Here is a 15,212-nt window from a genome sequence, read left to right as displayed (position 1 = left end):
CGCTGGTGGGAGGTGCCGCGAAAACCTTTGGACGGCGCGAGTCCCCACACGGAAGACTGCCCCTCCTGTCCACTTCGATACGAAAGGCGGGATTGGGATGGGAAAGCCTGAATCGCGCAAGAGTTCGCCCAGTAAAGGCTCGGTGCTCCTCGCGCTTCGTTTCTACACACGGGAACTCACCCGGCTCAAATGGTGGGCGATTCCCGCGATGCTGCTCCCGGCGGTGGGCAACATCGGAATCTTCTACATCGTGCCGCTGATCGTCGCCAAACTCGTCGGCCGCATCGCGGGGGACACCGACGTCGGTGTCGGCCCGATGCTCCCCTTCGTCCTGGGCTTCGCCGGCGTCCTGCTGCTCGGTGAAGCGCTGTGGCGTGTCGGGCTGCACTGTCTGAACCGCCTCGACGCCCTCGGCATCGAGCACCTGTACGTGATCGGCATGGACGCGCTGTTCGCCAAGGACGCCGCCTTCTTCCACGACAACTTCGCCGGCTCGCTGACCAAGCGGGTTCTCAGCTTCGCCTCGCGGTTCGAGGAGTTCGTCGACACGCTCACCTTCTCGGTGATGGGCAAATTCGTGCCCCTGATCTTCGCGTCCGTGGTGCTGTGGACGTACGAACCCCTGCTCGTCGTCGGGCTCCTGGCGATGATCGCGGTCACGACGCTGTGCGTGCGGCCCCTGATCCGGCGCCGCCAGGCGCTCGTCGACCAGCGGGAGGAGGCGATCGCCCGGGTGTCGGGCCACGTCGCCGACAGCCTGATGAACATGGACACGGTCCGGTCCTTCGCCGCCGAGGAGCGGGAAGCCGCCGAGCACCGCTCCCGCGTCGCCGAATCCCGCCGCCTCATGCTGCGTTCGTGGGACTACGGCAACCTGCGCATCGACACGCTGATCGCACCGATGTCCGTGCTGACCAACGTCCTCGGCCTGTTGCTCGCCCTCTCGCTCGGTGCGAGGGAGCACGGCGTCGAGGCCGTCGTCGTCGCCTTCACCTACTACTCCAACGCCACACGGATCATGTTCGAGTTCAACCAGATCTACCGCCGCCTGGAAAGCTCGATGACCGAGGCCGCGCAGTTCACCGAACTGCTCCTCACCCCGCCGACCGTACGGGACCCGGAGGTGCCGGAGGCGCTCCTCTCCGACGGTGCCGATGTGCGCTTCGAGCAGGTGACCTTCGCCCACTCGGGCGCGAAGCCGCTCTTCGAGGGCCTCGAACTGGCCGTGCCCAGCGGGGCGAAGGTCGGCTTCGTCGGCCGGTCCGGCGGCGGCAAGACCACGCTCACCCGGTTGCTGCTGCGGATGACGGACATCGACGGCGGCCGGATCACGATCGGCGGACAGGACATCAGCAGGCTGCGACAGGCCGAACTGCGCAGCCTGATCGCCTATGTGCCGCAGGACCCGGCGATGTTCCACCGCACCCTGCGGGAGAACATCGCTTTCGCGCGGCCGGGCGCCACCGACGCCGAGATCCGCCGCGCGGCGGAGGCGGCGCACGTCACGGAGTTCGTCGACACACTGCCCGAAGGATTCGACACCATGGTGGGGGAGCGCGGGGTGAAACTGTCCGGCGGCCAGCGCCAGCGGGTCGCCCTCGCGCGGGCGATTCTGCGCGACGCGCCGATCCTGCTGCTCGACGAGGCGACCAGCGCCCTGGACTCCGAGAGCGAGATCCTCGTGCAGGACGCGCTCTGGCGCCTCATGGAAGGGCGGACCGCGCTCGTGGTCGCACACCGGCTCAGCACGGTCGCCACCATGGACCAGCTCGTCGTCCTGGACAGCGGACGCATCGTCGAGCAGGGCACGCACCACGAGCTGCTCGCCGCGGAGGGCGCCTACGCGAAACTGTGGCAGCACCAGTCGGGCGGCTTCCTCGACGACAGCAGCGCTGCCAAGGCGGAGCAGGTGTAGCGCGGGGCGGACGCCGGGGCGGTGAGCCCCTGCCGGGCGTCTTGCCGTTCGATCCCAGTGGTTTGCGCGGCAGGTGTGGCGAGTGCGCCTTAGCATGAGTTCCTTTGTGCAGATCGACTTCTGACGGAACATCATGTACGTGCGAAAGGACGCCGATGACCTCGATACGTAGCGCTCTCGCCCTCCCCCTCGTTGCCGTCTCCCTGGTCCTGACGACCCCGCCCGCCTCGGCGGCAGGGACGACCGCGACCTCCGTCGAGGAGGCCAGGCTCGACCGGTCCGCACCCCAGGAGATCCTGCGGCGCAGTGGATTCGCTTCCCTGGCACCGGAGTTCGCCGGAGCCCTGACCCGCTCCGACAGCATGGCCGAGGCCGAGCGGACGGTCACCCGGTACGGTTCGACGCTCTGGCGGAAAGCCGTGGACCGGGCTCAGGGCCGCGGGCCCGCGGGAGGCGACCTCTCGCGGGACGACGACCGGCCGCTGTACTGGTCGCGTCTCGCGCTCAGCCGTGAACTCCGTTCCTGGAAGCCTGCCTTCGGAATCACGGGGGAGGGCCGGGCCCGGCTGCTCGATCGGCTCGAGCGCTCCTCGCGCGGCCAGGACTCGATCCGCTACCCGGCCGGGAAGGGCGTGAAGCGCATCCTGCTGACCGGCTTCGACCCGTTCACACTCGACCGGGACGTCCGGATCAGCAACCCCTCCGGGGCCACCGCGCTCGCCCTGGACGGCACCTGGCTGCGTACCGCCGACGGTTCTCCCGCCCGCGTCGAGACGGCCGTCTTCCCCGTCCGCTGGGCGGACTTCGCCGACGGCACGGTCGAGCGGACACTGCGCCCGCATCTGCCGAAGGTGGACCTCTTCACCACCGTGAGCCAGGGCCGGCCCGGCCGGTTCGACATCGAGCGGACCAACGGAGCCTGGCGCGGAGGCTTCCCCGACAACGAGAACCTCTCCCGTACGGAGACCGTGCCCGTCGCCGATCCGGCCACACAGCCCCAGTGGACGTCGACGAGCCTTCCGTACGCGGCGATCACGGCGGCGCCCACCGGCCGGTTCCCGGTGTATGACAACACGTCGGTGACCGAGCTGCCGGCCGGGGCGGACACTCCCGTCGTCCGCCCCGACGGCCCGACGCCCGGCTCCGTCGCCCGGGCGGGCGGCGGCGGCAACTACCTGTCCAACGAGATCGCCTACCGGGCCACACTGCTGCGCGATCGCCTGGGCCTGCCCCGGCTGCCCGGTGGCCACGTGCACACGCCGGTCCTCCAGTTCGGCGACGCAAACGCCGACCCGGCGACGGGCGCGGTCACCGACCCGGAGTTCGTACGGAACCGGCTCGACATCATCGCGCAGGTACGGGCCATCGTCGCCGTGGCGGCGGCTTCCCAGCAGCCCTAGCGGGTCGGCCGACCACCCGGCACGGCCAGGGTGGTCGGCGTCACCGGCGGGGGGGCTACGCCGGCCGGCCTCCGTACGGCACGGTGATGAGCTCCATGGCGTGGCCGACCGGGTCCATGAAGTACACGCCGCGTCCGCCGTCGTTGTGGTTGATGGCGCCGGGGTACTGCCGGTGGGGGTCGGCGTAGCGCTCGATGCCGCGCTCCGTGATGCGCGCGTAGGCCGCGTCGAACTCCGCTTCGGATACCAGGAAGGCGTAGTGCTGCGGGGTGATCTTGTCCGGCGGGATGGCGGCGAAGTCCAGCGTGACGCCGTTGCTCAGTTCGACCGCGACGAACGGTCCCCACTCCGCGGTGATCTCAAGGTCCAGCAGATGCGCGAAGAACTCCGCGGATTCCCGGTTGTCCCGGGCATGAACGATCGTGTGATTCAACTCGACTGGCAAGGAATGCCTCCGAAGGCATCTCCTGACACCTCCATGCCTCACCCGGTCGGTGACCGGCACGCGATGTCGCCGTACAGCTTAGTAGGATTTTCGGCGCGACGTCGAGTGATCCCTCGCCGGACTCCTGGCGTACGGTTTCTCCACCCCGCCCCCGGCCGGCCGGGCGGTGGCCGTGACGTGCACGGCGCACTCCGGCATAGGAGTCTGGTGGTGTGGTCAAGGCAAACAAGGCGGCGACCGGCGCGCACCGGCGAAGCTGGCTGCGCGGAGCTCCGCCGCCCCGCTGGGTGCGGGTTCTGCCCGTGCTGCTGCTCGTCGGGGTCGGAGCGGCCTCCCTCACCGACTCCGTCCCGGTGGACATCGGATTCCTGCTCGGCGCGGTGCCTCCGCTGGCCGTCCTGGCCTACGGACCCTTGGCCACGGCCCTCCTCGGTGCCGCGACGATCGCGCTGTTGACCATCCCCTTCTTCCATCTCGACCGGCCCGGCAACACCGATCTCTTCACTCTCGGCTTCGTCGCGGGCCTGAGCGTCTTCGTCTCCTTCGTCCGCGGGCGCAGGGACGCGCAGCTCGACCTGGAACGCACCGTCGCCGAGACGGCCCAGCGCGCCATCGTCCCGGACGTACGGCGGCGGGTCGGGCCTGTGCGCTGCGCGAGCCTGTACCGCGCCGCCGAGCGCGGCACGCTGGTGGGAGGCGACTTCTTCGACGTACGGACCGGACCCCGCGGGGTCCGGGCGGTCCTCGGCGACGTGCAGGGGCACGGTCTGTCGGCCGTCGCGACGGTCGCCTCCGTCCTGGGTGCGTTCCGCGAGGCCGTGCTGGACGACGTGGACGCGAGGGCGATCGCGGCGCGGCTGGACCGCAGGCTCGTGGTCGACTCGGCGCGGACGGAGCACGCGGAGCTCTTCGCCACGGCCGTCCTTCTCGACTTCGCTCCGCAGGGGCGGGAGGTCCGGATCCTGGCCTGCGGCCACCCGCCCCCGATCCTGCTGCGCGGCGGGGCCGTGAGCACCCTGGAACTCGACCCCGGACCGCCCCTGGGACTGGGCCTCGCCGACGTCACGCCCGGAACCGCCGCCACGGTGGCGCTGCTGCCCGGGGACCGGCTGCTCCTGGCGTCGGACGGCGTCCTGGAGACACGGGACGCCTCCGGCGCCTTCTACCCCTTCGTCGAGCGTCTGACCCGTATGACGGGCGTCGGCCTGGATCAGCTGCCCGGCGAGATCTGGGCGGACCTGAGCCGCTTCGCCCCCGAGATCCAGGATGACGTCACCCTCCTGATCCTCACCTTGGACCCCTCCCCGCCGGGTTGACGGAAGGTCGAGGTGACCTCCGGGCCAGGCCCCCGAGGCTACGGACCGCCGGATTCCGGCTCGTGGAGGGTGATCGCGGCGGAGGGGCATACGCCGGCGGCCAGCCGTGCGGCGGCGTGGTGCGCGGCGGGCGGTTCGGCGTGCAGCAGGATGACGAGGCCCTCGTCCGGGTCCTGGTCGAAGACGTCGGGGGCGGTCATGGCGCACATGCCGGCGCCGATGCAGCGTTCACGGTCGACGCTCAGGTGCGGCGCGCTCATTTCGTGTCCCAGGTGACCGGGAGGGTCTTCACGCCGAAGATGTCCGCGGTCTCCGGGCGAAGGACGACCTCCTCGGCCGGCACGGCGAGCCGCAGGGTGGGGAAGCGGTCGACCAACGCGCGGAACGCGACCCGCATTTCGACGCGGGCGAGCTGCTGGCCCAGACACTGGTGGATGCCGTGGCTGAAGGCCAGGTGTCCGGCGGCTGGCCTGTGGAGGTCGAGGGTGTGGGGGTCGGAGAAGCGGTCGGGGTCGCGGTTGGCGGTGTTGTACGAGAGGACGACCGTCGTGCCGGCGGCGATGGTCCGGCCGCCCAGCTCGACGTCCTCCAGCGCCGTCCGGTGGAAGGTCTTGGCGACGCTCAGATACCGCAGCAGCTCCTCCACGGCCCCGTCGGTGAGCGAGGGGTCGGCGCGCAGCGCGGCGAGCTGCTCCGGGTTCCGCAGCAGCGCGAAGGTCCCGAGGGACAGCATGTTCGCGGTGGTGTCGAAGCCGGCTGCCAGGAGGATCAGGCTGATGCCCTTCAGCTCCTCGTCGGTCAGATCGCTGTCGGTGAGTTCGCTGAGGACGTCGTCGGTGGGGTTCGCGCGCTTGGCGGCCACAGCTGCGCGAGGTACTCCTGCGTCGCGGTGTAGGCCGCGATCAGCTCCTCGTCGCCGACCTCCCCGCCCATGAACGTGTCGATCTGCTCCTGGAAGGACGCCCGGTCCTCGTAGGGCACGCCGAGGATCTCGCAGATCACGATGGTGGGGATGGGCTTGGCGAACGCGGTCACCAGGTCCGTCGGTGGTCCGGCCTCCTCCATGGCGTCCAGGCATTCGGCGGTGATCTGCTCGATCCGCTCGGTGAGCATCCGCATGCGCCGCACGGTGAACTTGCCCACCAGGGGCTTCCGGTAGCGGCTGTGATCCGGCTCGTCCATGAGGAGGAACTCGCCGGGCGGCGCCGGAGGAAGCTCGAAGTCGACGACGTTCATGAGGTCCCTGCGCGAGCTGAACCGCGGGTCGGCCAGGACCGATCGCACCATGTCGTAACCGGTGATCAGCCAGCCGGGCTTACCGCCGGGGTGGGTGTAGCGACTGATGGGGCCGTGCTTGCGGGCGTCGAGCAGCTCGGCCGGCGGGTCGAAGGGGCAGCCGGCCGGACGCTCCGTGGGCAGCGTCGTGACGGTGTGAAGGGAATCGCTCATGGCCCGTCCTCATCTCGCGATATGACGTGTTTGATGATGCTCGAAAGCTACGTTGCATTCATCGTGGCGTCAATCAACTGAGCGTGTTATCCCAGGTGAATCGCGGGGAATTGATGCAATGACGGTGAAGTCGAATGCAACGGTGCGTTGCAATGAATGACGGCGAAGGCAATGCTTGTGGTGCTTGAGGCAGATCACCGCACCAGTTCGGACGCCAGCAGGTCCATGAGCAGCCCGTCGTGCCAACTGCCGTCCGCGTCCCGCTCGTACTGCCGCATCACGCCGACGGGCCGGAAGCCCGCCTTCTCGTAGCAACGGATCGCAGCGACGTTGTCGGCCGCCGGATCGATGACGAGCCGGTGGTGGCCGACGTCGTCGAACAGATGGCGGGCGAGGGTGCGGACGGCGTCGGTGCCGAGACCCCTGCCGTGGACCGAGGGATCGAGGAACAGGTCGATCCCCGCGTGCCGGTAGTCCGGATCCTCCTCGGCGTACCACTGGATCATTCCGACGATCCGGTCGTGATGGAGCACCGTCAGACAGTGGGTGGCGGGATCCGCGAGCTCGGAGGCCACCTCCGCCGCCATGTCGTCCCCGCCGCGCCACCGTGCCCGGACCTCGGGGGTGGTCCGGATGGCGGCCAGGGCGAGGGCGTCCTCGGGGCCGGAAGGGCGCAGGACGACGCCGGCACCACGCAACTCGTTCATGCGCTCCAGACTGCCCTGGGGGCCGCCCCGTGGGCTACCCGGGCGCCACGATCCACCGAGCCCAGTTCTGCGATCCGAGCGAGCCGCCGACGCCATGGTCACCGGGCCCGGCGCCGGCCCCGTCGTGCCGGGTGCCGCCGCGCGGGCGATCCTGGGGGCATGGGTGGCCCGTTCCCCCGACGGCTGCCGCCCGCCTACCGGGCGGCGGCGCGCAGGGCGCTGCGCGTCACGATCGCCGCCGGGACCGGGTTCTACGTGCTGCTCTACGGCTTCGACCTGGCGGTCGGCGCGACATACGCGCTGTTCGGCGCCATCGCGATGGCCGGGCTGTCCCATCTCCCCGGCTCAGGACGGCAGCGGGCCATGCTGCTGGCGGGAGTGGTGCCGGTGTGCTGGGTGCTGATCACGCTCGGCACCTACCTGTCCGTGCGGACGTGGAGCGCGGTGCTCGGGATGCTGGTCGTCGGGTTCGCGCTGGCGTTCATGGCCGTCGGCGGACCGAGGTTCGCGGGCGCGGCCACGGGGCTGCAGCTGATGTACATCCTGCCGTCCTTCCCGCCTTACGACCCCGGCTCGCTGGGCGAACGGCTCGCGGGCGCGACGCTCGGACTCGCCCTGCTGATCATCGCGGAGGCGACGCTGCTGCCCGAGCCGCCGGCCCTGCCCTACCGCGAACGGGCCGCCCGGGCCGCCGACGCCGCCGCGCACTGCGCGGATCGGCTGCGCACCGCCCCCTACACCCTTCCGGAAGCCGCACAGCGCACCACCCGGGCCCTGAGCACGGGGCTCCGCTCCTCCCAGGTACCGGAGGCGGAACGACCGGCCGGAGCGGGAGTACGGCAGAGGGCGCTGGCCCACACCGGCCTCGCGACGCGCACCCTGCTCAGCAGACTGACGGTGCTGCCGCCGCCCCCGCAGGGCGCGGTACCGCCGGCCGAAGCAGCCGAAGCCGCAGCCGAAGCAGCCGCCGCAGAGGGCGACCAGGCGGGGGCGACGCGGGGACCGGACCCCTTGCGGGCGGTCATGGAGGTGGCGCGGGAAACGGCCGCCCGGCTGCGGGGCCGTGTACCTGACGGGCGGGCGCACACCGCCTTGCAGCAGGCCCGTCAGGCGCTGGCGGAGACCGCGGACGGCTCTCCCACCGCGCTTCGCCGTAACGCGGCGCTCCTGGAGGTGGCGGACGCGGCGCTCGCGATGTCCACGGCGGCCGACATCGCCGTACGGGGCCGAGCGGCCGACGTACCGGCGCCGGGCCGGTTCTGGTACGCACGGCAGCGGGCACCTCGGCTGTGGTGGCGGCGGCTGTCGGGCCACGTGGGCGGCCGGTCGGTGTTCTTCCAGAACGCCGTACGCATCGGTCTGGCCCTGGCGGCCGCCCGGCTGATCGCGGGCATCGACACGCTCCCGCACGGCTTCTGGGTGCTCCTGGCGACGCTGACACTGACACGGACGACGGTGCGGGAGACCCGGACGACGGAACGGAAGGCGCTGACCGGCACCCTCGTCGGCGCCCTGGTCGCGGCGACGCTGCTGGCGGTCGTCGGCACCGACATCGAGGTGTACGCGGTGGCCCTCCCGCCGCTGATGCTGGTCACGTTCACGCTGGGGCCGGTCAAGGGCGTCGGCTGGGCGCAGGCGCTGTTCACGGTGGTGGTCGCGCTGGTCTTCGCGCAGCTGGCACCGGCCACCTGGCAGCTCGCCGAGTTCCGCCTGCTCGACGTGCTGACCGGCAGCGCGATCGGCGCCGTCTTCGGACTGCTCGCCTGGCCCCGGGGCGCCCATGACGAACTGCGGCGGTCGGTCGCGGTGCTGCTGCGGATCGCCGCCGAGATCGTGGTGGCCACGACGGCGCAGATCGCGGCGGGCGGGCGGCGCGTGCCGGTGGTCACGGCGCCGGGACACCGCAGCCTGCAACACGCCCTGGTCATGGCCGAGTCGGCGTACGCGCAGTACCAGAGCGAACCCCAGGGCCTCGGCCCGCCGCCGGTCCACCGGGACTGGCAGGCCGCGCTGATCGCCGGACACCACACGCTGTGGGGCGCCGACCGGCTTCTCGTACCGGCCGAGCCGGTCGTGATTCCGCCGCTGGGCCGGGAAGCCTCGGAATCCGTCATCCGCACCGGCGACCGGGTCGCGGCGGGCATGCTGCTGACCTCCGCCCGCATGGACCCGACGGGGGACACGCCGGAGACACCGGCGCCGCTCCACGGCCCCACGGCCTCCGCCACCATGGCCACCGACCCGCCGGGTGCGACGCGCGCGTACTACGCGACCGTGTCGTGGCTGGCCTCACTGGCGACGGATCTGCAACGGCTCGCTGCGGAAACCGCGACCGACGACCCACGGAGAACCCATGAGCAGTGAACCCACCCCCTTCCAGGTCTACGAGGCAGGAACCCTCCTCCACGGGACGAAGGCGGACCTCGCGCCCGGGGACCTGGTGAGAGCAGGCCACGCGTCGAACTTCGAGGAGGGGCGGGTATCCCACCACGTCTACGTCTCCGAGACCCTGGACGCCGCCGTCTGGGGCGCCGAGCTGGCCGCCGGCGACGGCCCGGGGCGGATCTACGTCGTGGAGCCGACCGGTGTTCTGGAGGACGACCCCAACGTCACCGACAAGAAGTTCCCGGGCAATCCCACCCGCTCCTACCGCACGCGCGAGCCCGTGCGCGTGGTGTCGGAGCTCGAAGGGTGGCCCGGGCACTCCCAGGAGAAGATCCGGGCCATGCTGGACGGGCTGGACGAACTTCGGCGCCGGGGCATCGCCACCATCCTCGACTGACCGATGCCCGCGCAGCGCACGCGCGTCGTGTGCCACCCGACCAGCTCTCGGCCGGGAGGCAGCCAAGCGGCCGGAAAAAGGTGCATGCTGGGCACGAGCAGCGATCGAGTTCCTGTCTGGAGGTCGAAAGAGTGAACGCCGGCGACGGGAGACGACGCCTGCCCGGCCGCGCCACGGCCGGAAAGCGCGCCGCGGCGCACCGGCCGGCCGGTGCGCGCAGGCGGCTCGCCCGCAGCGGTGGCGAGGTCCCGCTCGACCGGCTCACCACGCGCGGCCGGCTGGCCTGGCTGAGTTCCGCCGGTTCGAGGATCGGCACCACCCTCGACCTGGAAAGCACGGCCCAGGAGCTGGCCGACTTCACCGTGCCCCGCTTCGCGGACGGGGCCGCCGTCGACATCCTGGAGAGTGTCCTGCGGGGCGAGGAGGGCGCACGGTGGACGGGTACGGGCGTCCCGCTCATGCGGGCCACCGCGCTGTGCGCCGTCGAGGCGCTCTCCTCCCTGGAGCCGACCCCGGTGGGCGAGACCACCACCGCTCGCGTCGAAGAGGCGCACGAGACGCTGCTCCACCGCTACTGCCTGCGACAGGGCAAGTCGGTGCTGGTGAGCCGCATGAGGAAGGACGACTTCCTCAGGGTCGCGCCGACGGAGAGCGCCGCGGCGAAGATGCGAGCCGCCGGAGTGCACAGCTACCTCGCCGTGCCGCTGATCGCCCGTGGGCTCCTGCTCGGCAGCGCGGACTTCGTCCGCGGTCCCGGATCACCGCCGTTCTCGTCGACCGACCTCGCACTGGCCGAACAGCTGGCCTCCCAGGCCGCCGTCTACATCGACAACGCCCGGCTGTACGGACGCGAGCGCGAGCACGTCGTCTCGCTGCAGCGCGCTCTGCTGCCGCGAGCGACCCCGGTGACGCCCGGCCTGCGCGTACAGGCCGAGTACGCGCCTTCGGCGGCCCACCACGGCGTGGGCGGCGACTGGTACGACGTCATGGCCCTCCCCGGCGGACGTACGGCCCTCATGGTCGGCGACGTCATGGGCCACGGACTGCCCGCGGCCGCCACCATGGGGCGTCTGCGGGCGGTGGCCCGCACCCTGATGACCCTGGACATGGCCCCGGAGCGCGTTCTCGCCCGGCTCGACCTCGCCACCCGTGACCTGGAGGACGAACAGGTCGCCACCTTCCTCTGCGCCGTGTTCGACCCGGCCGACTCCACGTACACGCTGGCCAGCGCCGGACACCTGCCACCGCTGCTGCTCGCCGGAGAGGGCTCGGCCGAGTTCGTGGACGTACCCGTCGGCGCGCCGCTCGGCGCGGGAGTGATCCCGTACGATCCGATCCGTCTGAAGATGCCCAAGGGCGGCAAACTGGCCATGTACACGGACGGTCTCGTGAAGTCACGGCACGCGGACATCGACGACCAGTTGGACTGTCTGCTCTCCGCGGCGCGCGACCTGACCCCCGAGGCTCTCGAAGGCGGCGGCCTGATCGGGTGCGCCCCTGCCGACGCCGCCCGTTTCGACGAGGCCGTACTCCTCGTCGCGACCGCCCTCTCGGTGGACCCTGCCGACGTGCGCGAGTGGCAGTTGCCGCAGGAAGGGCGAGCGGCGTCCGTCGCCCGGAGCCTGGTCACGGACCAGCTGGCCGAATGGGATCTGGAGGAGCTCGCCGACGTCTTCGAACTCGTCGTCTCCGAACTCGTCGGCAACGCCCTGCGCTACGGCAACGGCCCCGGCAGACTCCGGCTGCTGCGGGGCGACCGCCTCGTCGTGGAGGTCTCGGACACGGGCCCCGACCTGCCCCAGATCCAGCACGCGGAGCTCAGCGACGAGGGCGGCCGAGGTCTTCAGCTCATCAACATGCTGTGCCGCCGATGGGGGTCCTGCCGCACGGTGACCGGCAAGGTGGTCTGGGCGGAACAGAACCTCCCGTCCTGAGGACGGACGGGCCGCCCGGGCCCCCCACCGGAACCCGCGCTCACTCAGGTGGCCGCTGACCCGCCGGACCGCTCCCGGAGGCCTTCGAACCCTCGGGCAGACCGTCGGGACGGGCTCCGCTGCCGAGGGCCGCCGCGTGCAACACGCGCAGGGCGATCAAGAGCATGCCGATGTCGTCCAGGTAGACCGGGTCCGGGATCAGGTCGATGGGGGACACGGTGTAGACCACCGCTGCCCAGAACAGTGCCTTGGACTGCAGGGGGACACCGGCGTCGAGCAGCAGCCTTCGCGTCCTGAAGACGCGGACGAGCAGAACGGCCGCGCATCCCGCCACCACGAGCACGAGAACCACGGCCACGATGAGCCAGAGGGAGCTGTCCATACTGCTCTCCTGCCCGACGACGCTCCAGGCCGCGCCGGTCGTCCGCGGCGGATACCAGGCTACGACGCCCGCCCGCTGCCCGGGAAGCCAAGGTAACGAACCCTTGGAAGAACGTGAAGAGATCACGCAAATCTTGCACGCAATTGGGCAGGGCTTGGAAGGGATGGCGGCTCTGAGTCGCTTCCCGTGGCCGCTTCCTGGCTGCGCTCTCTGTTCGGTGGTGCGGTCATGTGCCCGCAGGGGATGCGGTGTTGAGTCGATTGTCGAGCAATTTCGAAATAGACGCGATATCTTGCGTTCACTTGTTGCGGGTGGTTGAGTGTGCCGCGCCCCGCAACGCAGATGCCGTCCGTCGGTGGGGCGACCTCCACGTTCTTGCCCGAAGGGGACCACTCGATGAGAAGTGCCAGGCTCCGCCGTACCCGCCGCGCCAGCGCGGTCACCCTCGTCTCCGCGATGACGCTGACCGCGCTTGCCGCCTGTGGCACGAGCAGCAGCGACGACGACGGTGACGGTGCTTCGCAGCAGAGCAGGCAGAGCGGCGCGACCGACGCCTCCGTCCCGCTGGACCCGAAGACCAAGGTGTCGATCACCATCGACTGCATGCCGCCCGCGGCGAAGGCCGCCGAGCTGAAGGAGTGGAAGGAGGACGTCGCCGCCTTCAACAAGACGTACCCGAACGTCACGATCGAGGGCCGCTCCACCCCCGGCCAGTGCCTGGAGCCGCCGCGGTTCACCGCGATGCTCAAGGCCAAGTCGCAGCCGGACGTCTTCTACACCTACTTCACCGACCTGCCGCAGGTCCTGTCGGAGGACGGCGCCGAGGACATCTCCGCGTATGTCAGCGACAGGACGGTCCCGGCGCTCAAGGACATCGACCCCAACGTCCTCGGCTCCCTCAAGCAGGACGGCAAGCTCTACGGCCTGCCGACGAGCAACTACACGATGGGCCTGCTGATCAACCGCAAGCTCTTCAAGGACGCCGGGCTCGACCCCGACGCCCCGCCGAAGACCTGGGAGGAGGTCCGCGCCGCCGCGAAGAAGATCGCGGGCCTGGGCGAAGGCGTCTCGGGCTTCGGCGAGTACAGCGCCGGCAACACCGGCGGCTGGCACTTCACCGCCCAGCTGTACAGCCTCGGCGGCGACATCGTCGACACGAGCGGCAAGAAGGCGGCGTTCAACAACGACCTCGGCAAGCAGGTCGCGAAGAACCTCCGCGCCATGCGCTGGGACGACGACAGCATGGGCAAGACCCAGCTGCTGAAATGGGGCGACCTCCAGAAGCAGATCGCCACCGACAAGCTCGGCATGTTCCTCGCCGCCCCCGACGACATCACGTACATGGTCCAGCAGCTCGGCGCCTCGTACGAGAACTTCGGCATGGGCCCCATCCCCGGGGGCAGGAACACCCTCGCCGGCGGCAACAACTACATGATCAAGAAGGGCATCTCGCCCGACAAGATCAAGGCCGGCATCGCCTGGCTCAACTTCAAGAACCTCACCGTCGGCAAGGGCCAGTTCGACTGGTCCCGCGCCAAGGCCGACAACCTGCCGGTCGGCCTCCCGCAGCCGAACTTCTGGCTGAACGGGTCGAAGAAGACGGACGACGCCGGCCGCGCGGCCAGCGCCACCATGCCGGTCGCCAACTTCAGGGCCTTCATGGCCAACCCCGTACCCGGCAAGTCCGAGCCTCCGAAGGCCCAGGAGATCTACAAGGTCCTCGACAACGTGATGTCCGGCATCCTCACCAACAAGGACGCCGACGTCGACAAGCTCCTCTCGACCGCCGAGACGCAGGTCAACCAGGTCCTCGCCAACCAGTGACGGGACCGGTCGGGGCGGGTGTCGTCAACGGGCCCGCCCCGCCCGGCACGTCCGGACCGCCGGGAGACACGGCAGTCCCGTACCAAGGAGCACGAATGTCGGCCCCGAGCCTGACCCCGAGCAGAGCGGCGCGTTCCCGCAACCCCCAGCCGCGCCAGGGGAGCCCCGAGGCTCCCGGCGGCACCTTCGCCAGGAATCTGCGGCGCAACCTGACGGCCCACGCGTTCCTCATCGGCGCCGTCGTCTGTTTCGCCCTGTTCTCCTGGTACCCGATGGTCAGGGAATTCCTCCTGGCCTTCCAGAAGACCGAGAGCGGCAGGACGGTCTGGGTCGGACTGGACAACTTCACCACCGTCTTCAACGATCCGGCCTTCTGGCAGGCCTGGGGCAACACCCTCTGGTTCACCACCCTCGCCCTGGTCCTGGGCTTCGCCGTGCCCTTCGTCCTGGCGATCACGATCAACGAGTTCCGGCACGGCAAGGGGTACCTGCGGCTCCTGGTCTACCTGCCGGTGATGCTTCCGCCGGTCGCCGGCGTCCTGCTCTTCCAGTACCTGTACGACCCGGGGTACGGCCTCCTCAACGAGCTGCTGGGCCTCCTCCGCCTGCCCGAGCAGCAGTGGCTCCAGGACGCGGACATCGCGATGTTCTCCCTCGTCGTCGCCTCGACCTGGATGAACATGGGCGGCGCGACCCTGATCTACCTCGCCGCGCTCCAGGGAATCCCGGGCGAGCTGTACGAGGCGGCCGAGCTCGACGGCGCCGGCCTGCTCCGCAGGATCTGGCACGTCACCATCCCGCAGACGCGCCTCATCCTCTCGCTGATGTTCCTGATGCAGATCATCGCGACCATGCAGGTCTTCGTCGAACCGTTCCTGCTCACCGGCGGCGCCGGACCCGAAGGGTCGACGACCACCGTCGTGTACCTCATCTACCAGTACGCCTTCAACTTCAACAACTACGGCGCCGCGGCGGCCCTCGGCCTGCTCCTGCTCGTACTGCTCGCCGGATTCTCGGCGGCGTACGCGAAACTCAGCCGCTCCGAGGACGCGTAGGAC

General features: G+C 70.4%; 12 protein-coding genes and 1 pseudogene. 8 read left to right on the top strand and 5 right to left on the bottom strand.

All coding sequences use genetic code 11. The features are described from left to right. Positions 1-97 precede the first annotated feature (97 nt). Both DEJ46_RS01345 and DEJ46_RS01340 read left to right on the top strand, forming a co-directional pair. Positions 98-1,915 carry an ABC transporter ATP-binding protein gene (locus DEJ46_RS01345; RefSeq protein WP_150263661.1) on the top strand — a complete coding sequence of 606 codons (1,818 nt, stop codon included), beginning with the start codon at positions 98-100 and terminating at the stop codon, positions 1,913-1,915. Positions 1,916-2,070: 155 nt separating this feature from the next. Further along, positions 2,071-3,315 (top strand): pyroglutamyl peptidase, encoded by a 1,245-nt coding sequence (locus DEJ46_RS01340; protein ID WP_150263659.1) that lies wholly within the window; start codon positions 2,071-2,073, stop codon positions 3,313-3,315. Between the two features lie 55 nt (positions 3,316-3,370). On the opposite strand, the gene DEJ46_RS01335 is transcribed toward DEJ46_RS01340, so the two are convergent. Continuing rightward, entirely contained in the window at positions 3,371-3,760 is a 390-nt protein-coding gene (locus DEJ46_RS01335) for a VOC family protein (protein WP_150263657.1), read from the bottom strand. Positions 3,761-3,972: 212 nt separating this feature from the next. Here DEJ46_RS01335 and DEJ46_RS01330 point away from each other — a divergent pair, with 212 nt between their 5' ends. After that, positions 3,973-5,076, top strand: a complete 1,104-nt coding sequence (locus DEJ46_RS01330; protein ID WP_150263655.1) for a PP2C family protein-serine/threonine phosphatase — start codon at positions 3,973-3,975, stop codon at positions 5,074-5,076. 38 nt (positions 5,077-5,114) lie between these two features. On the opposite strand, the gene DEJ46_RS01325 is transcribed toward DEJ46_RS01330, so the two are convergent. From DEJ46_RS01325 to DEJ46_RS01315, 3 genes and pseudogenes are all read right to left on the bottom strand, one after another. After that, entirely contained in the window at positions 5,115-5,336 is a 222-nt protein-coding gene (locus DEJ46_RS01325; protein WP_150263653.1) for a ferredoxin, read from the bottom strand. Next, positions 5,333-6,525, bottom strand: a pseudogene (locus tag DEJ46_RS01320) (cytochrome P450). Before DEJ46_RS01320 ends, DEJ46_RS01325 begins: the two are co-directional and overlap by 4 nt. Positions 6,526-6,719: 194 nt before the next feature. Then, positions 6,720-7,232 (bottom strand): GNAT family N-acetyltransferase, encoded by a 513-nt coding sequence (locus DEJ46_RS01315; protein WP_150263652.1) that lies wholly within the window; start codon positions 7,230-7,232, stop codon positions 6,720-6,722. Positions 7,233-7,391: 159 nt separating this feature from the next. On the opposite strand from DEJ46_RS01315, the gene DEJ46_RS01310 reads away from it, so the two are divergent. The 3 genes from DEJ46_RS01310 (at position 7,392) to DEJ46_RS01300 (ending at position 11,948) form a co-directional block, all read left to right on the top strand. After that, the gene (locus DEJ46_RS01310) at positions 7,392-9,596 is read left to right on the top strand and encodes an FUSC family protein (protein ID WP_150263650.1); all 2,205 of its coding nucleotides are present in this window, start codon (positions 7,392-7,394) and stop codon (positions 9,594-9,596) included. Then, positions 9,586-10,014, top strand: a complete 429-nt coding sequence (arr, locus tag DEJ46_RS01305; RefSeq protein ID WP_150263648.1) for an NAD(+)--rifampin ADP-ribosyltransferase — start codon at positions 9,586-9,588, stop codon at positions 10,012-10,014. The genes DEJ46_RS01310 and arr overlap by 11 nt, the downstream gene beginning before the upstream one ends. Positions 10,015-10,145: 131 nt before the next feature. Continuing rightward, positions 10,146-11,948 (top strand): SpoIIE family protein phosphatase, encoded by a 1,803-nt coding sequence (locus DEJ46_RS01300; RefSeq protein ID WP_150263646.1) that lies wholly within the window; start codon positions 10,146-10,148, stop codon positions 11,946-11,948. Positions 11,949-11,988: 40 nt separating this feature from the next. Here the strand turns inward: DEJ46_RS01300 and DEJ46_RS01295 are convergent, their stop codons facing one another. Continuing rightward, positions 11,989-12,330, bottom strand: coding sequence for a YkvA family protein (locus tag DEJ46_RS01295; protein ID WP_150263644.1), 342 nt, complete (start codon positions 12,328-12,330; stop codon positions 11,989-11,991). Between the two features lie 396 nt (positions 12,331-12,726). Here DEJ46_RS01295 and DEJ46_RS01290 point away from each other — a divergent pair, with 396 nt between their 5' ends. After that, positions 12,727-14,154 (top strand): extracellular solute-binding protein, encoded by a 1,428-nt coding sequence (locus DEJ46_RS01290; protein WP_150263642.1) that lies wholly within the window; start codon positions 12,727-12,729, stop codon positions 14,152-14,154. A 95-nt stretch (positions 14,155-14,249) separates the two neighbouring features. Beyond that, positions 14,250-15,209, top strand: a complete 960-nt coding sequence (locus DEJ46_RS01285; protein WP_150263640.1) for a carbohydrate ABC transporter permease — start codon at positions 14,250-14,252, stop codon at positions 15,207-15,209. Positions 15,210-15,212: the final 3 nt, after the last annotated feature.

The organism is Streptomyces venezuelae (assembly GCF_008642375.1).
GTDB lineage: Bacteria > Actinomycetota > Actinomycetes > Streptomycetales > Streptomycetaceae > Streptomyces > Streptomyces venezuelae_G.
This window is presented reverse-complemented; position numbering and strand designations above follow the sequence as displayed.